General features: G+C 62.2%; 12 protein-coding genes. 11 read left to right on the top strand and 1 reads right to left on the bottom strand.

Annotated features, from left to right (window positions below):
• Positions 1-19 precede the first annotated feature (19 nt).
• From ACWMMN_RS29440 to ACWMMN_RS29405, 8 genes are all read left to right on the top strand, one after another.
• Complete coding sequence (locus ACWMMN_RS29440; protein ID WP_486423504.1) at positions 20-1,705, top strand: hypothetical protein; 1,686 nt, start codon at positions 20-22, stop codon at positions 1,703-1,705.
• 432 nt (positions 1,706-2,137) lie between these two features.
• A complete protein-coding gene (locus ACWMMN_RS29435) occupies positions 2,138-2,656 on the top strand; it encodes an Hcp family type VI secretion system effector (RefSeq protein WP_048021124.1) in 519 nt (172 codons plus the stop codon).
• Between the two features lie 92 nt (positions 2,657-2,748).
• Positions 2,749-3,603 (top strand): type VI secretion system tip protein VgrG, encoded by an 855-nt coding sequence (vgrG, locus tag ACWMMN_RS29430; RefSeq protein WP_486423503.1) that lies wholly within the window; start codon positions 2,749-2,751, stop codon positions 3,601-3,603.
• A gap of 108 nt (positions 3,604-3,711) precedes the next feature.
• Positions 3,712-6,402: a glycoside hydrolase family protein gene (locus ACWMMN_RS29425; RefSeq protein ID WP_486423502.1), complete on the top strand. Its 2,691-nt coding sequence runs from the start codon at positions 3,712-3,714 to the stop codon at positions 6,400-6,402.
• A 50-nt stretch (positions 6,403-6,452) separates the two neighbouring features.
• On the top strand, positions 6,453-7,277 hold the full coding sequence (locus tag ACWMMN_RS29420) for a lysozyme inhibitor LprI family protein (protein WP_155627225.1): 825 nt from the start codon (positions 6,453-6,455) through the stop codon (positions 7,275-7,277).
• A 44-nt stretch (positions 7,278-7,321) separates the two neighbouring features.
• A complete protein-coding gene (locus tag ACWMMN_RS29415; RefSeq protein WP_486423501.1) occupies positions 7,322-7,738 on the top strand; it encodes a bacteriophage T4 gp5 trimerisation domain-containing protein in 417 nt (138 codons plus the stop codon).
• 16 nt (positions 7,739-7,754) lie between these two features.
• Positions 7,755-8,741, top strand: coding sequence for a glycoside hydrolase family 19 protein (locus ACWMMN_RS29410; RefSeq protein WP_155627224.1), 987 nt, complete (start codon positions 7,755-7,757; stop codon positions 8,739-8,741).
• Entirely contained in the window at positions 8,741-9,304 is a 564-nt protein-coding gene (locus tag ACWMMN_RS29405) for a hypothetical protein (protein ID WP_486423500.1), read from the top strand. Before ACWMMN_RS29410 ends, ACWMMN_RS29405 begins: the two co-directional genes overlap by 1 nt.
• A gap of 1,030 nt (positions 9,305-10,334) precedes the next feature.
• Here the strand turns inward: ACWMMN_RS29405 and ACWMMN_RS29400 are convergent.
• Positions 10,335-11,267 (bottom strand): LysR family transcriptional regulator, encoded by a 933-nt coding sequence (locus ACWMMN_RS29400; protein WP_059237625.1) that lies wholly within the window; start codon positions 11,265-11,267, stop codon positions 10,335-10,337.
• A gap of 205 nt (positions 11,268-11,472) precedes the next feature.
• On the opposite strand from ACWMMN_RS29400, the gene ACWMMN_RS29395 reads away from it, so the two are divergent.
• From ACWMMN_RS29395 to ACWMMN_RS29385, 3 genes are all read left to right on the top strand, one after another.
• Positions 11,473-12,246: a putative hydro-lyase gene (locus tag ACWMMN_RS29395; RefSeq protein ID WP_059237624.1), complete on the top strand. Its 774-nt coding sequence runs from the start codon at positions 11,473-11,475 to the stop codon at positions 12,244-12,246.
• An 82-nt stretch (positions 12,247-12,328) separates the two neighbouring features.
• The gene (locus tag ACWMMN_RS29390; protein ID WP_059237623.1) at positions 12,329-13,627 is read left to right on the top strand and encodes an MFS transporter; all 1,299 of its coding nucleotides are present in this window, start codon (positions 12,329-12,331) and stop codon (positions 13,625-13,627) included.
• 120 nt (positions 13,628-13,747) lie between these two features.
• Positions 13,748-17,392, top strand: coding sequence for a hydantoinase B/oxoprolinase family protein (locus ACWMMN_RS29385; protein ID WP_486423499.1), 3,645 nt, complete (start codon positions 13,748-13,750; stop codon positions 17,390-17,392).
• Positions 17,393-17,815: the final 423 nt, after the last annotated feature.

Genomic DNA, 17,815 nt, shown 5'->3' with positions numbered 1-17,815 from the left:
GTCGTACGGAGCCTTGTCCATGCCGAATGTCGCCTTGTCCGCGAAGCGCCGCCGCACGTTGCGCGATCGAACTGTTCCCGCCGTTGCACTCACGCTGATTGCCGCCAGCCTCGGTGCGCAGGCTGCCCCGACTGACGGCGGCGAAAGCCGCTTCGTACCGGGTTTCCTGGTGCTCAGCCGCAGCGTGTACGACAACGTGTCCGCCAACGTGCAGCCCGGCGCGATCCTGCCGCCGAACTGCGCGAAGACCACCGGCGGTTGCGGCGCGGCTTCCGGCGCGCCGAACGACGGCACCTATCCGTACGTGTGGAACAACGATCGTTACGACGGCAGCTTCGGCATCACGTCGCGCATCTTCCTCGACCAGATCACGCCGGCAGGCGGCACCGTCGGCACGCTCGAAGTGCCGAACAGCCTGCAGAAAGGCTTCGCGCACGACCAGATGGTGACGAGCTTCAGCTCGAAGTCGGAACTCGGCCTGCACCTGTCGGCCGACGGCAATTACCTGACGTTCATGGGTTACGTCGCACCGGTCAACACGATCGACGTGTCGAACTCGAACACGCCGATCGCCGTCGATACGACGAACCCGGACGGGCAGACCTTCTACCGCGCGATCGCGCGCGTCGATCGTCACGGCCACTTCCGCTTCACCGAGACGAATGCGTACAGCGGCAACAATGGCCGCGCGGCGATCCTGAACAACCGCGACGGCCGCGAGATCTACTACACGTCGGGCAATGCCGGAAACGGTGCGAATCCGCAACCGGACAACGTGATCCTCGGCGCGGGCGCGCAGCTGATCGACGGCGCGAAGCATCGCGAAGCGCAGCAGGACCCGGGCGTGCCGACGCCGCTCGCGAGCTTCTCGGTCACGGAACTCGGCGCGAAGGCCGACAAGATCGGCAAGGACGACAACTTCCGCGGCATCGCGGTGCACGACAACGTCGTGTACTACACGAAGGGCAGCGGCGGCAACGGCGTGAACACCGTGTACTTCGTCGATACGACCGGCGCGGCATGCCCGTCTGGCGTCGGCGTGCCGTCGCCGAAGGCCGTGCTGCCGACGGCGCCGCTCGCAGTGAACGCCGCGACGTTGCAGACGACCGGCCTGCCGAACAACATGTGCGTGCTGGCCGGCTTCCCGGCCACGCCGAACAAGACCGCGACGACGCTGTCCTACCCGTTCGGGATGTGGTTCGCCGATGCGAACACGCTGTACGTCGCAGACGAAGGCGACGGCTACACGGGGGGCGCGGACCTGTACACGCATGCGGCCGCGCAGACGGGCGCCGGCCTGCAGAAGTGGGTGTACGACGCGGGCGCGAAGCAGTGGAAGCTCGCGTACACGCTGCAGAACGGGCTGGACCTCGGCAAGCCGTATTCGGTGGCCGGCTATCCGGTCGGCAACAACGCGGCGACGGGGTTGCCGTGGGCGCCGGCGACGGCCGGCCTGCGCAACCTGACGGGGCGCGTCGAGCGTGACGGTACGGTCACGATCTGGGCGATCACGGCGACGGTCAGCGGCAACGGCGATGTCGGCGCCGATCCGAACCGGCTGGTCGCGGTGCGCGACGTGCTGCGCAACACGAGCGCGACGACGGCTGCCACCGAGAAGTTCGCGGTGCTGCGGACGGCGAAGTTTGCGGAAGTGCTGCGCGGCATCTCGTTCGCGCCGGGCACGGAACCGGGCCGGTCGCACTGACGCGGGTGATGCCCGGCTGACGCACGCGGCGTGCGCACCAGCGAACCCACGAAAAAATGCCCCGAAGGCCGGATGGTCTTCGGGGCATTTTTTTGTACTCCTGCGACGTATGTGTTCGCGATTGCTTTGATGATCGGGCCATTCGTGGCCCGGTCGGGCCAAAAGTGGCCCGGTAAATTTCTTTTACTTTCAAACGATTGGTTTTGAGCGGGCCACGAATGGCCCGATTTCCCCTCGAAAAAAACGATTTTCGCGGTTGCGCTTTCCTCGTCGCTTGCCTGAAATACCGGGCATTGCCGCTAACGTGCTGATATTAATGGACTAAATCGCGACTTGAGATAGTTGGCACGGGCATTGCCTTACCTAGTCCGTCATCACCGATGGCAACACGGTCAGAGGGCCGTGTCGGTTCCAACAACAAGGACTGCATCCATGCCGACTCCCGCTTATATCAGCATTCAGGGCAAGACCCAAGGCAACATCACGCAAGGCGCCTTCACCGCCGACTCGGTAGGCAACGTCTATCAGGAAGGTCACGAAGACCAGATCCTGGTCCAGGAAGTCGAACACTTGATCGCCACCCCGACCGACCCGCAGAGCGGCCAGCCGTCGGGCCAGCGTGTGCACAAGCCGTTCACCTTCACCTCGCCGCTCAACAAGGCCACGCCGCTGCTGTATCAGGCGCTGGCCTCCGGTGAAATGCTCCCCGAAGTGGAAGTGAAGTGGTACCGCACTTCGACCGAGGGCAAGCAGGAGCACTTCTTCACCACCAAGCTCGAAGACGCCACCATCGTCAACATCAACACGGTGCTGCCGCATGCGCAGGACGCGACCAAGGCCGAGTACACCCAACTGGTCAAGGTTGCCATGGCTTATCGCAAGATCACCTGGACCCACGCCATCGCCGGCACCGAAGCCTCGGACGATTGGCGCAAGCCCCAGGAAGCCTGAGCCTGGTCCACTCCGTGCGACTGGCGCGAGCGCTGGTTGCTCACTTCAGCATGTAGATCGCCAGCCCGGTAACGGGCTGGTAAGGAATGCTCATGGTTGATCGAACCGACCTGCGTTTTACCTTCGCCGCTGGCGATGAATCGTTCGAAGTGGTGGAGTTCACGCTGCATGAGGGGTTGTCCGAGACCTTTTTGTTGCAGGTGGAACTGGCTAGCGCGAATCCCGCCATCGACTTCGGTCAGGTGCTCGACTGCAATGGCCTGCTCACGATCTGGCAGGGCGGCGCACCCGTGCGTTACGTGCACGGCGCGGTGTCAAGTTTCGTGCAAGGTGACACGGGCTTTCGACGTACCCGGTATTCCGCGGTCGTCGAGCCGCGCCTGGCGCGACTGAAGCTGTCCTCCGACTGGCGCATCTTCCAGACGTTGAGCGTTCCGGAGATTGCGCAGGCCGTGCTCAAGGCGCATCACCAGACGCTGGATTACGAGCAGCGCGTCACCGCCGAGCATCTGGCACGCGAATACTGCGTGCAGGCCGGCGACACCGATTACGATTTCATCGAACGCATCCTGCGCGAGGAGGGCTTTTTCTACGCCTTCCAGCACAAGGCCGACGGCCACCGCCTGATCCACTGCGATCGCCTCTTTATCTTTGGCCGGCAGCAGGGCGAGCCGGTGCTGTACAACCCGGCACCTGGCGGCGACCTGCCGCAGCCGTGCCTGCGCACACACGGTGGATATCGGCGGGCATCTAACGCAGCGCGTGCAGGGCCGTGCCGAACTGGAGGCGGGGCAAGCCATTCGGCATCGCACCAAGGTTGTCGAGTTGCAAGCCGGCGAGGTAATCCGCCTGCGTGGCCCCGGCGGCACGATCACGCTGGATGGCAGCGGCGTGGAGATCGAGGCCATCGCCATCCGCGTGAAGGGCCCAATGGTCCAGGATCGTAAGGGTGCTGGGCACGCGCTTTCGCTATCTGGCGATTCGGTATTCGGTGATCCGCCGGATGACGCTTTCTACCTGACCTTCTCGGGCGATGCCTAAGCACGCGGAATTTTATGGCTAACTACAAATACCCCTTCAAGGACAAGGCCGGAAAGGACGTGGTCGACGCCGATGTCTACTACAGCGCGCTCGGCATGGCCAGCGGCGGCTATTACGTGTTCGGACCGTCGGGCGTACATAGCGGCATTCACTATGAGTCGGCGATGGCCAACCTACTGTCCCTCGACGAGGGCATCGGCGCCATGACCAAAGGCGAGGTGGTCGCCTACCGGATCAATCGCGACTACCCCACCTCCCCCGTAGGGGGCAACGTGCCGACGACCGCCGAATCCACCTCGGCCGCCTTTAGTACCGGCTTTGTTCTGACACGGCATACGTTGGAATACCCGACCGGCAATAAGCTCACGTATTTCTGCTTGGCAATGCACCTGCGTTCGTTTGGCGAATACGAACGCATGGGGAGTGTGGTCAAGCGCCCCGCGTACTGGCCGGCCAAGATCTGTCGCGTCAAAGAAACCGCCAAAGAGAAACAAACTGTACCGAAAGGGGCCACCGATCAGCCGGTCATCGGTTTGAGCGTGCGTGCAAAACCTTCGTTCGCCAAAGACTCGCCCGTCCTTGGCTACCTGCCACACGGTGCTCGCTTCACGGTACTCCAGCGCGACAAACAGTGGGTCAAGATTAAGCGCGTGATCGAGAAAGCGATCGTGCCGCCATCGACCGCGCAGACGGAGGTGCCTGCCACCGCGCATAGCGGATGGGTCTCGATGAGCTGGCTGGAAGCACTAGGCCAGGCGCCGGAGGACTTTGATGTTGTGGTTACGCCAGCGAGCCCGCCGGCGGTCAAAGCTGGCGAACTATTGGGCCACATGGGTGAGTACCGGCGAGTACAGGATCCGGGGCAGAGCCGCAAGCTGATGCACCACGAGATCATCGTCGGCCCGGAACTGCGCGCGTTTCTGGAAAAGAGTCGCGCTGCTGCGGCAAAGGCCACGCCTCAGCAGAAAACGCTGCTGCGGGTGGCGCCAGATACCCAGTTGCATAACCCGGTACTCGCACCACCGCAGGCTGGTTTGTTGCCGGTGAATACCATTGTCGCGCTGGATGGTACGCCGCCTGACGATGCGCTGTACGTCAAGGTCAAGCCTATGGGGGCGATGCAGTGGATCGACCGCAAAGCCAAGTTGCCGACGGGTGCCAAGGAGGCCAATCTGTTCCGTCTCAACGATGGGGCCGTGTACGCGGCAGCGGAAATTGTTCGCGTGCCGCGGCAGGGGACGGTCGGTCAACCTGGAGCTACGCGCTTCCGCGGGGTTTTCGTCGAGGCTATTAGTCAGACGCCCGTTTGGATCACCAAAGACACGTACGCCACGCTGGTCGGTATCCAAGGACGTAAATTGCTGACGGCCGATCTGCCGCAAGGGTGGGGAAGTTTTCCACTGACGTTCGCAGCCAACGGCCCCAAGAACGGTGTGCAGCCGCAGCATGTGTCGCGGCTCATGATGCAGCAATCGAGACCGGACAGACAAATCCCCACGGAACTACCCAAGGTGTTTGCCCTGGATGAAGCGGGTAACGGCTGGTGGCAGGTGCAACTGAAAACCAGTGGCACCACCGCCATCGGCTGGGTAGGCGAAGTGGGCCATGCTGGTGTTTCCCTGCACTCGCCGCATGAGTGGGTGGACTTCAAACTGATTGAGTCCAAGCCAACCACGGCCGCCTACGGCAGCTATTTTGCCGACTTCAAGCAGATGGAGGAGTTTCAGCGCGGGCGATTGGGATTGAAGGACGCCGATCTCGACGTGCCGCTGCGCGAAGTGCGAGCGCTGCTCGATGCCGATCACGACGGTCAGCTCACCTTGGCCGAAGTGAAGGCAGCTCAACGCGATCACGACACCATCCGCCAACTATCGCGTGTGATCCTGCGCTATCCGAGTGAGTGGAAGGCAGACAAGAAGGCGTGGGATGCCTACGATGCGCTGATTCCCCCGTCATCTAAGACGGCTTGGGAGGCGGAGAAAGCGCGTATCGCACAGTTAGTGTGGTGGGATCAAGTGGCAGGAAAAGTAAAGGGCTTTCCGGTTAAGCCGTTTGTCTTCCACATCCATCCCGTCGCCATGGCCTGCAGTTTCTCTGGATATGCGGCAAGTCGCTTGTCGCGGAAAGGTTTTTGGTTCATCTACTCGCAAGAGGCACGCGAAAACGTTTCGAATGTACTGCATTGGCCAGGTGGCGACAGTGGCGTGACTCTCGGACCTGGATATGACATGGGGGAAAGAAGTGCCCCGAGCATTCGAGGGCAAATGCTAAAGATTGGACTCTCCGAAGCCGTGGCTACCGGAATTTCAGGTGCAGCAGGTTTGACAGGTGCTGCGGCAAAGAAGTTTGCCTCGGAAAACAAAGGCCTGGTTCGGCTTGATCGCCAGCAAGAAGCGGAGTTGCTGCGTGTCGTCGTACCCGCATATGAAAAAATAGTGATAAGAGATATAGATCGGGTTCTCACTCAGAACGAGTTCGATGCGCTCACTTCATTTGCTTACAATCCTGCCGGTCGGTGGCGTAGTCTGGCGACACTGATTAATGCGGGGGATCTTAGCTCTGCCGTGAGAAAGATAAGGGAAGGGGCGTCGTCGGGTGGAGTGGTGCTAGGTGGTCTGGTGAAGCGGCGGGAAGATGAAGTTAATCTTCTGATCGATGGTCGTTACGAATTTCAAGGTGAGGCCATTTCGATTCCATATTTTTGATCAATATTGCATCTTGAAAAATCAAGGCATTTATAAAGCAAGGGTGGAGTGTGAGTAAGGTGCTCGTGGTCTTTCTATTTTTTATATCGCTACCAGTGGTGCGTGCGGGTGAGTTGCCTGGAGGGTTGATTGGGAAATGGGAGGTTGTTGAGATTCATGTGAACAAAAACTTTGGTGGGAGAGTGAATTACGGATGGGATGATCCGAGGCTTAAGTGGAGATTGTTTAACTTCAGTAGTATCGAGATATCCAATAATACACCAGAAGATGAGACGAATTGCGTGACTCCCGAGATTTCGCCGGAGGACGTGAATTTTGACGATTTCCTAAGGGTGTATCTCGGCGGATACGGAAAGAGTTCGTCAAGATCTCCGACCAAAGACTATGAACTTGGCGTGGCCGGAAACACGAACGTGCAAGTGATGCATGTGCTTTGCGGACAAAAGCATTGGAATGGCTTGCTTGGTGGTATTTACGACAACGATCGAGACAACAACGGTTCGTGGTTGCTTATGATGAGCAAACAGCGGGTGTTGCTAAGCTGGTACGACGAGACGATCTTGGTGCTCTCTAAGATCGCGTCAGGTGCCAAGCCCTCGCCCTCCTTTGCTTGCTCAAAGGCCACGCTCCCTACAGAGTGGGCTATTTGCGGGTCGTTTGAATTGGCGGGATTCGACAAGAGCGTCGATTCCGCTTATCGCGTGGCGTTGCGGGACGCGCAGCAGTCTTCGGAAAGTATTGTCGACATTCAGCGCCAGCAGCGCGCTTGGCTCAAAGAGCGTAACCGTTGTGGAAGTAATTCAAACTGCATCCAAGCGGCAATGAAGAAACAACTAGACTGGTATCGGGCCGCGTATTTAATGGAGAGTCGCTGACGATCATGAATGACGACGCGCGTTGCATTACCATTAGAGTCTGCATGCTTTGCTTCCTGCAAATCGGAGCGGTAGAGGCGGCGGAACCAAATTGCGTACACGAGCAAGTCACCAGCGGTCAGGACCGACGCCACGACATCGGGCAGGACGACTTCCTGAGCGTCGGCCGCAACCACACGATCCACACCGGTAAGGACCGAACCGAGGAAGTCGGCAACCATCGCCGCGACAAGACGGCTGCCGATCACACGGTGGATATCGGTGGGCGTCTAACGCAGCGCGTGCAGGGCCGTGCCGAACTGGAGGCGGGGCAAGCCATTCGCCAACGCACCAAGGTTGTCGAGTTGCACGCCGGCGAGGTAATCCGCCTGCGCGGCTCCGGCGGCACGATCACGCTGGACGACGGCGGCGTCACTCTCGACGCCGTGGTGATTCGGCTCAAGGGCCCGCTGATACGCTAAAGCGCAGGCGGGCGAAATGCGCGAGCGCTTGAGTTACTGCGTGGTCAAGATGCCCAGCGAATGGGCACGGGACGATTTCGACAAGCGCTGGAACTGGCTAAAAGGCATCGAAGGAGAGAGCGCCGTTGCAAACATTGTGTTTCCGATGTGCCTGGGCGATCCGGCGTATGAAAGGCTTAAGCGCCATCACCAGGCCTTAGCGTTTTGGGAAGATGCGGTGGAGAAAGGGCTGACGCTCGAGAAGGAGCATTATCATTTTCATCTGCTGCAGTTTGTTGAGGCGTTCAAGATCTGCGGATGGCTGAGTGAGGATGAGTTAAGGCGTGTATATCCAAGCACATATGAAAGAATAACTGATGGCGGGTCTGATGAGGTCGCGCCACGAGCGCTATCTGACAGTCGAAGAGAAAAATACAGAAAACACATTAATAGAGTAATTCGAAAATACTTGGTCATCCAAAACATGAAGAGAATGTCTCATTTCTTTGGTCAGGGTGCGGAAGAGTCGAGAACTCTAACTTGGATGAACGAGCAACGCACAGAGGCGAGTTGCAATCAACTATACGGAGGAAAACTTGGCAATGATCTCCCGGGAGACGGTTATAGGTATAGAGGTCGCGGCCTAAAACAGCTAACGGGTAAATATAACTACTCCGAATACTGGGTATATAGAGGGTGGATTGATCGACGTTCATTTACTGCTAACTGGTGGGCTCCTCATCATCCAAATGCCAATAGGCCAGTTATAGATGGTCCTGCACCTGATTACATTCTCAGTGACGATTTTACGACAATCGATGCGGGAGGGTGGTATTGGGAGGCAACGCCTAATCGTGGTGCGCCACATAATGGGAGCACTATAAATGTTCTTGCGGATAATAACGTAATGGACACGGCGGCCGTGCGGACGATAACTGTTAAAATTAATGGTGCGGCTGGGGCTATAAATAATCGTGTATATCACACGCTTCGAATCCATGAAATATTCGGTGACACTCTGTGATGAGAAAATTATTTGCGGCTGTAATTTCAATTTTACTCGCAACTCAGTATGCCTTTTCGGAGGAGGGCCGGGCGATTATTTTGCGAGGCGTAAAGTTTTCCTATCCGTCGGATTTTTATTTTGGGAGTCCAGTGCTGATAAATAAAAATGATTATGATGTAGTTGAGATAAGGAGGAAGGTTAAATCTCCGTTCCCTGTGGATAATCTAGAGCTGTGTTCTCTAGGGCTGGTGAGGTGCTCGGAGGTAACTGGTCAATATGTGATCGAGGAGTTGGGGCGACGAGTTATTTTGGGTGGATATGCTGATGAGGTTTATATTTCAAAAACTAATGGTTGGACATTGTATGAAAGTTATCCTCTGTGCCAAAATCCGGGGGTGGGTGGAAAGATTAATGGATTGGCCGGGCAGTGCTATAAGTCTGTGCTTAACAACGGCGAGAAGGTTGTTGTCATTGGGGGGTTTCTTGGAGATGCAAGTTCATGTAGACCTGACAAGATCTGCTGGAAGAGGCAAGTCATTCGATTTAGATTAATCCAGGATTCCGTTTATAAAGAAAATTAAGGATGGCTCATCTTCCTTGGTCGGTACTGCCTGTGGGCCACACCTAAGAAACACTCATCGTCACGCTGAGCGAATTGTGCGGGGCTATCACACTTGCCACGCACGGCACCAGCGGTACGCTGCGGGGCAGAACGGACGAAGTTGAAGGGGCCTACAACCTCTACAAGACTCTAACGGATATGGTCACTGCGCGCCTGCTCGGCGATCTGCTGGTAGCGGCGGACAACGGCAACTGTGGGAAACAACGTAAGTTTTACCAGGAGCCATCGCAAGTCTCTCTGAGTGCCGGCTAGAGTCCTCGGGGGCAACTAGCAGTTCGAAGGCGTACGGGGAAAGCGCCGATGATGGTTAAACAGACAACATCTGCAAGGACATCATGGAGGGATCGTGACTATCTTCGTGCGACGAAGCGTGCTTATCGCTGTACTGTTTTGGGTCTCCACAGCGACTGCGGGGGAGGTCTATCGCACCGTAGAGGATAAAGAACTGACTGGTCGAAGCCCCGATCTGACTCGGGTAATCATTAGTCATAGGTCGTTTTCTGTCTACAAATCCTTGGGTTGTCGTTTAATAGGCGAGCGAATCGATTTGGATGGCAGGGGCAAGGTATTTCTATTCACCACGGAAGATGCGTGTGGGTGGGGTTCCGCCCTTGGCCCTATTTGGATTGTGCGTGTGGGAAATGATCATGTTGGCAAGGTGGTTTTGGATGCCAGAGGCTACTCTGTTGTAGGTAAATCAGGGTCCTCGCGTGGGATGCTCAATATAGAAGTTCAAAGTGGCAATGCGGCGTTTATAGCAACCCAAAGCTACCGTTTTGATGGTGTGCGATACAGAGCCGTCGGTTCACGACGAGGCGCGGGGGCACCGGATGGTGTTGTTGATTGACAAAAAAGCATCGTGCTCTTTGCCGACAAAATGACGGATAGGTTCAGGCGACCGGATCGGGAAATAAAGCTGCGCCCGTCCGCGGCACCAGCGAGACATACTGTCAGGAAACCGAACAATGTAGATCGGTGCGACCCACGCCTCAAAGCGCTTCAACCAACCTCCGCGTACTCTTCTCGCAATACTCATGACACGCCGCCCGCGCGGCGATCGACGCGCCGTGCACGAACCTTGGCGCATCCGCGCGCCGCGACATCGACACGACGATCGACGGCGGCGACGGCTGCAGCGGCAGCTCGACAACCTCACCGCTTTCAATCAGCGCATCGACGAACAGCACCGGAATCGCGGCGACGCCGAAACCGTCGCGCACCAGCTGTACGATCACCGAGATCGACGGCGAGCCGGTGATGCGCGTCTCCGACAGCGGCACGCCGTGCGCGTGCGCGAGCGTGCGCACGATGTCTTCGAGTGCGCGATGGGGCGCGGTGCCGCGCCCGTAGGTGAGGATCGGCTGGCGCAGTACCTGCCGCGCGAGGCCCGTGCGCGTGTTCGGCAGCAGCCCGGTCCGGGCGATCCAGCGCACCGGGTAGTTCGCGAGCGCATCGCACACGACCGACGCCTCGTCGCTGCCTTCCACGCGGATGATCAGGTCGAGTTCACCGGCCATCAGCCGGCGCTGCAGCACGACGCTGACGTCGACGGTCAGGTCGATTTCCAGTTGCGGATAGTCGGCCGCCAGCCGCCGCATATAGTGCGGCAGCCAGCTGTGCACGACGGTCTCGATCACGCCGAGCCGCAGCTTGCCGCGTAGCGCGCTTTCGCCGGACGCGGCAGCCTGCAGCTCCTGCGTCGCCTCGACCACGGCTTTCGCGTAGCCGAGCAGGTACTCGCCGTTCGGCGTGAGCCGGAATTCACGGCTGTCGCGATCGACGAGTACCGTCTGCAGTTCGTCCTCGAGCGCCTTCAGGCGCTGCGAGATCGCGGCTGGCGTCGCGTGCAGCGCCGCCGCGGTCGTGCGGAAGTTGCGCAGCTTCGCGAGCGTGACGAAGGTTTCGAGAAAACGCGTGTTCATGGCGGTCGGACAAAGGGTCGATGCGCAGCTTGCCGGTGAGGAAAAGTGAACGAGACCGGGGAAAACCCCAAGATCCGTTAAGAAATTCTATACAAGAGATGCAAAAAAACTCGTTGGCGACAAAATTTTTTCTTTTCTATTCTTCGCCGTATCCGATGACACGCCACCGTCATCCCGACGCCACCCCGATCTGCGACCGAACATCATGACGCCTTCCGAATTCCGCCAGTCCGTGCGCCACGGTGCGTTCCGCGGCCCGACCGCCGGCCACTGCGGCCCGTTTGCGCAAGCGAACCTTGCGATCCTGCCCGACGCGGCCGCGCACGATTTCCTGCGCTTTTGCCAGGCGAACCCGAAGGCATGCCCGCTGCTGGGCGTCGGCGAACCGGGCGCGTTCCGGATCGACGCGCTCGGCGAGGATCTCGACATCCGCACTGACGTGCCGAGCTACAACGTCTACCGCGACGGCCGGTTGACCGAGCGCGTCGAGTCGCTGGAAGCGCTGTGGCGCGACGACTTCGTCGTATTCGCGATCGGCTGCTCGTTCTCGTTCGAGGACATGCTCGCCCGCGAGGGGATCGGCCTGCGCCACGTCGAGGAGGGCCGCAACGTGCCGATGTACCGCACGTCGATCCCGAACCGTCGCGCGGGGATCTTCGGCGGCCAGCTGGTCGTGTCGATGCGGCCGATGCGCGGCGCCGACGCGATCCGCGCGGTGCAGATCACGAGCCGGTTCCCGGGCGTGCACGGCGCGCCGATCCATATCGGCCACCCGCAGGAACTCGGCATCGCGGACCTGAACGCACCCGAATTCGGCGACGCGGTGACGATCCGTGACGGCGAGCTGCCGGTGTTCTGGGCGTGCGGCGTGACGCCGCAAACCGCGCTGATGGACGCGAAGCTGCCGATCGCGATCGCGCATACGCCCGGCCACATGCTGATGACCGACATCACAAACGCGTCGCTGGCCGTATTCTGAAATCCGGGCCGGCAGAAAGACACGCATGACACACCGCACGCACGATCGCCATTCGAACGCGCATAACGACAGGAGTACCACCATGGAAAGCAAGACCCTCGCGGCGCCCGCCGCGGAGCCCGCGAGCCCCGAGCGCAGCGGCCTGTTCTCGTGGTACGCCGATGCGCAGCCGCGCGAGCGCCGCGCGTTCTGGAGCTGCAAGGTCGGCTACATGCTCGACGGGATGGACACGCAGATGCTGTCGTTCGTGATCCCGACGCTCGTCGCGACCTGGGGCATCTCGCTCGCGGACGCCGGCTTCATCGGCACGATCACGCTGCTCGCGTCGGCGCTCGGCGGCTGGATCGCCGGCATCCTGTCCGACCGGATCGGCCGCGTGCGCACGCTGCAGCTCACGGTGCTGTGGTTTGCGGTGTTCACCGCGCTGTGCGGGCTGGCGCAGAACTATCACCAGCTGCTCGCGGCACGCGCGCTGATGGGCTTCGGCTTCGGCGGCGAATGGACGGCCGGCGCCGTGCTGATCGGCGAAGTGATCCGCGCACGCGATCGCGGCAAGGCGGTCGGCCTCGTGCAGTCGGGCTGGGCGATCGGCTGGGGGCTGTGCGCATTGCTGTATGCGCTGCTGTTCTCGGTGCTGCCGGCCGAGCAGGCGTGGCGCGCGCTGTTCCTCGTCGGGCTCGCGCCGGCACTGCTGGTCGTCGCGATCCGCCGCTACGTGAAGGAGCCGGACGTCTACGAGAAGGAGAAGGCCGCGCAGGCGAAGGTGGCCGATGCGCCGCGCCTGACCGAGATTTTCGCGCCGAAGCTGATCACGACGACGCTGCGCGCGGCGCTGCTGACGACGGGCGCACAAGGCGGCTACTACGCGATCACGACGTGGCTGCCGACCTTCCTGAAGACCGAGCGTCACCTCACGGTGATGGGCACCGGCGGCTATCTCGCGATGATCATCTTCGGCTCGTGGGTCGGCTACCTGACGAGCGCGTACCTGACCGATCGCCTGGGCCGCAAGCCGAACTTCATCCTGTTCGCGGTCGGCTCGATGGTGATTGCGTTCGCGTACACGTCGCTGAACCTGACCAACGCGTCGATGCTGTGGCTCGGCTTCCCGCTCGGCTTCTTCGCATCGGGCATCTTCTCGGGGATGGGCGCGTTTCTCACCGAACTGTTCCCGACCCGCGTGCGCGGTTCCGGCCAGGGCTTCTGCTACAACGTGGGCCGCGCGATCGGTGCGCTGTTCCCGTTCCTGATCGGCGCGCTGTCCAAGCAGTACGGGCTCGGCACGAGTATCGGCATCTTCGCGGTCGCCGCATACGGCGTGGTGATCGTCGCCGCGCTGACGCTGCCCGAGACCCGCGGCCGCGAACTCGACGCCGCGTAAGCGGCGGGGCGGCCCGCCCTTCGTTTTCCTTCCCCTTTCATCGACACCGTGACACGGCGCGCGACGCGCGCCGTGCGGCGGCGTTCGTCCCTCGATTCAACGACGCATCGACCCGACATCATGACTGACCGACACCTTTCCCCCGTTCCCTCCGACGCCGCGCGCTGGCAATTCTGGATCGACCGCGGCGGCACCTTCACCGACATCGTCGCGCGCCGGCCCGACGGTACGCTCGTCACGCACAAGCTGCTGTCGGAGAACCTCGAGCAGTACCGCGATGCGGCCGTGGCCGGCATCCGCCACCTGCTCGGCCTCGCGGCAGGCGAGCCGATCACGCCCGCGCACGTCGACATGGTGAAGATGGGCACGACGGTCGCGACCAACGCGCTGCTCGAACGCAAGGGCGAACGCACCGCGCTCGCGACGACGCACGGCTTTCGCGACGTGCTGCGCATCGCATACCAGAACCGGCCGCGCCTGTTCGATCTCGACATCGTGCTGCCCGACGCGCTGTACGAAACCGTCGTCGAGATCGACGAGCGCGTCGGCGCGCATGGCGACGTCGTCGTGCCGCTCGATCTTCAGGGAGCCGAAGCGTCGCTGCGCCGCGTGTTCGACAGCGGTGTGCGTGCGCTCGCGATCGTGCTGATCCACGGCTACCGCTACACCGCGCACGAACGCGCGCTGGCGGAGCTGGCGCGCCGCATCGGCTTCACGCAGGTGTCGGTGTCGCACGAGGTGTCGCCGTTGATGAAGATGGTGTCGCGCGGCGATACGACCGTCGTCGATGCGTACCTGTCGCCGATCCTGCGTCGCTACGTCGAGCAGGTCGCGCACGAGATGCCGGGCGTGAACCTGCAGTTCATGCAGAGCAGCGGCGGGCTGACGCGCGCCGATGCGTTCCAGGGCAAGGACGCGATCCTGTCCGGCCCGGCCGGCGGCATCGTCGGGATGGTGCGCGCCGCGCGCGCGGCCGGCTTCGGCCAGGTGATCGGCTTCGACATGGGCGGCACGTCGACCGACGTGTCGCACTACAACGGCGAGTTCGAGCGCGAGTTCGAGACGCAGGTGGCCGGTGTACGGATGCGCGCGCCGATGATGAGCATCCACACGGTCGCCGCAGGCGGCGGCTCGGTGCTCGGCTTCGACGGCGCGCGGTTGCGCGTCGGGCCCGAATCGGCCGGCGCGAACCCGGGGCCGGCCGCGTACCGGCGCGGCGGCCCGCTGACGGTTACCGACTGCAACGTGATGCTCGGCAAGATCCAGCCCGATCATTTCCCGCGCGTGTTCGGCCCGCATGCGAACGAACCGCTCGACCGCGACGGCGTGGTCGCGAAGTTCGCGGCGCTCGCCGACGAGATCCATGCGGCGACCGGGCGGCGCGAGACGCCCGAGGCGCTGGCCGAAGGTTTCCTGGAGATCGCGATCGGCAGCATGGCGAACGCGATCAAGAAGATTTCCGTGCAGCGCGGCCACGACGTGTCGCGTTACGTGTTGACGACGTTTGGCGGCGCGGGCGGCCAGCACGCCTGTGGCGTGGCGGACGCGCTCGGGATGACGCAGGTGTTCGCGCATCCGCTCGCGGGCGTGCTGTCCGCGTACGGGATGGGCCTGGCCGACCAGACCGCGATGCGCGAGCGCGCGGTCGAGGCCGTGCTGTCCGGCGCATCGTTGCCGGCGCTGAACGCGGCGCTCGACCGGCTGGCCGACGAAGCCGTCGGCGCGCTGCTCGAACAGGGCGTGCCGCCGGAGCGGATCGCGACCGAGCGGCGCGTACACCTGCGCTACCAGGGCACCGATTCGGCACTCGACGTGCCGGCCGGCAGCGTCGACGCGATGCAGCAGGCGTTCGAGGCCGCCTACCGGCAGCGCTACGCGTTCCTGATGCCCGGCACGCCGCTCGTCGCCGAACTTGCGTCGGTCGAGGCGATCGGGCGCTCGGACGCACCGGTCGACATTGCGCCGCTGGCGCCGCGCGGGGCGGGTGAGGGCGCGACGCCGCGCGCCGATTCCGCGGTGCGCTTCTATTCCGGCGGCCAATGGCACGACGCGGCGCTGTACGTGCGCGACACGCTGCTCGCCGGCGACGCGATCGACGGCCCGGCGATCGTCGCGGAGAAGAACGGCACGACCGTCGTCGAGCCCGGCTGGCGTGCTGAAATGACCGCGCAGGGCAACCTCGTGCTGACGCGCACGACGCCGCTGCCGACGCGCCGCTCGCTCGGCACCGATGCCGACCCGGTGCGGCTCGAGATCTTCAACAACCTGTTCATGTCGATCGCCGAGCAGATGGGGCTGCGGCTGCAGAACACCGCGTACTCGGTGAACATCAAGGAGCGGCTCGACTTCTCGTGCGCGATCTTCGACGGCGACGGCAACCTGATCGCGAACGCGCCGCACATGCCCGTGCACCTCGGCTCGATGGGCGAGAGCATCCGCACGGTGATCGAGCGCAACCGCGACCGGATGCGCGACGGCGACGTGTTCATGCTGAACGACCCGTATCACGGCGGCACGCACCTGCCGGACGTGACGGTCATCACGCCGGTATTTGCCGACGGCTCGGACACGCCGCTGTTCTACGTCGGCTCGCGCGGCCACCACGCGGACATCGGCGGGACGACGCCGGGCTCGATGCCGCCCGATTCGACGCATATCGACGAGGAAGGCGTGCTGATCGACAACTGGCAGCTCGTGTCGGCCGGCGTGCTGCGCGACGCCGACACGCGCGCGCTACTCGCGTCGGGCCGCTACCCGGCGCGCAACGTCGAGCAGAACATGGCCGACCTGCGCGCGCAGGTCGCCGCGAACCAGAAGGGCGTCGACGAGCTGCGCCGGATGGTCGCGCAGTTCGGCCGCGACGTCGTGCTCGCGTTCATGGGGCACGTGCAGGACAACGCCGAAGAAGCCGTGCGGCGCGTGATCGGCGCGCTGCAGGACGGCGCGTACCGTTACCCGCTCGACAACGGCGCGGAGATTCGCGTCGCGATCCGCGTCGACCGCGCGGCGCGGTGTGCGGAAATCGATTTCACCGGCACGTCCGCGCAGCTCGACAACAATTTCAACGCGCCGAAGGCCGTCTGCATGGCCGCCGTGCTGTACGTGTTCCGCACGCTGGTCGGCGACGACATCCCGCTGAACGCCGGCTGCCTGAAGCCGCTGACGGTGATCGTGCCGGCCCGCTCGATGCTGAACCCCGAGTATCCGGCGGCCGTCGTGTCGGGCAACGTCGAGACGTCGTCCGCCATCACCAACGCGCTGTACGGCGCGCTCGGCTGCGTCGCATCGAGCCAGGGAACGATGAATAACTTCACATTCGGTAACGAGAAGGTCCAGTACTACGAGACGATCGCGGGCGGCAGCGGCGCGGGCGACGGTTTCGCGGGCGTCGGCGCGGTGCAGACGCACATGACGAACTCGCGGCTGACCGATCCGGAGGTGCTCGAATGGCGCTACCCGGTGCGGCTCGATTCGCACCGGATCCGTGCCGGGTCGGGCGGCGGCGGCCGCTGGCGCGGCGGCGACGGCGCGGTGCGGCGGATCCGCTTCCTCGAGCCGATGACCGCGTCGATCCTGTCGAACAACCGGATCCATGCGCCGTTCGGCGCGGCGGGCGGCGGCGCCGGCGCGCTCGGCCGCAACACGATCGAGCGGGCGGACGGCACGGTCGAGGCGCTCGACCATATCGGCCGCGCGCAGATGGCGCCGGGCGACGTGTTCGTCGTCGAAACGCCGGGCGGCGGCGGCTACGGCGTGGCCGGCTGATCCGAGCCCCCGGCGCGGATGCCCGCGCCGGGGGCTGAAAACATTGCAACGGACTGGGGAATAAAACCACGCATTCACGCGCAAACGGAATCAAAAATGGCCGAAAACCGGATCGCCGGAAAGCGATCCGACCCTGCCGGAACGGTGCGGAAGCGGTCGAATCCCGATATATCGGATCCGACCGGAAACGCCCGCCCGGCGGGGCTTTCGGTCAATCTCGCCGGCCCCGTTCCGCACTGCCGCAACCGATGTTTCGCACGCCGCCAATCATGAAAAATCCGGCTTGCCAATCGAGTCCCGATTCCTTGACACTCTGCTCTAAATGTGAGTGCCAATCCTCATCGTCATTTGATAAGATGGCTCTCATCATTCGTTAGGCAGAACCTGCGCGCATCACGCGCGAACGCCGGGTCGCATTAGCTG

This window comes from Burkholderia cepacia complex sp. TUM26381 (assembly GCF_057439935.1).
This window is presented reverse-complemented; position numbering and strand designations above follow the sequence as displayed.

Excerpts from the sequence above, each read along its gene's own strand:
- ACWMMN_RS29410 (WP_155627224.1), top strand. The coding sequence starts at position 7,755 with ATGCGCGAGCGCTTGAGTTACTGCGTGGTCAAGATGCCCAGCGAATGG.
- ACWMMN_RS29400 (WP_059237625.1), bottom strand. The coding sequence starts at position 11,267 with ATGAACACGCGTTTTCTCGAAACCTTCGTCACGCTCGCGAAGCTGCGC.
- ACWMMN_RS29440 (WP_486423504.1), top strand. The coding sequence starts at position 20 with ATGCCGAATGTCGCCTTGTCCGCGAAGCGCCGCCGCACGTTGCGCGAT.
- ACWMMN_RS29405 (WP_486423500.1), top strand. The coding sequence starts at position 8,741 with ATGAGAAAATTATTTGCGGCTGTAATTTCAATTTTACTCGCAACTCAG.
- ACWMMN_RS29395 (WP_059237624.1), top strand. The coding sequence starts at position 11,473 with ATGACGCCTTCCGAATTCCGCCAGTCCGTGCGCCACGGTGCGTTCCGC.
- vgrG (WP_486423503.1), top strand. The coding sequence starts at position 2,749 with ATGGTTGATCGAACCGACCTGCGTTTTACCTTCGCCGCTGGCGATGAA.
- ACWMMN_RS29415 (WP_486423501.1), top strand. The coding sequence starts at position 7,322 with ATGCTTTGCTTCCTGCAAATCGGAGCGGTAGAGGCGGCGGAACCAAAT.
- ACWMMN_RS29435 (WP_048021124.1), top strand. The coding sequence starts at position 2,138 with ATGCCGACTCCCGCTTATATCAGCATTCAGGGCAAGACCCAAGGCAAC.
- ACWMMN_RS29425 (WP_486423502.1), top strand. The coding sequence starts at position 3,712 with ATGGCTAACTACAAATACCCCTTCAAGGACAAGGCCGGAAAGGACGTG.
- ACWMMN_RS29385 (WP_486423499.1), top strand. The coding sequence starts at position 13,748 with ATGACTGACCGACACCTTTCCCCCGTTCCCTCCGACGCCGCGCGCTGG.
- ACWMMN_RS29390 (WP_059237623.1), top strand. The coding sequence starts at position 12,329 with ATGGAAAGCAAGACCCTCGCGGCGCCCGCCGCGGAGCCCGCGAGCCCC.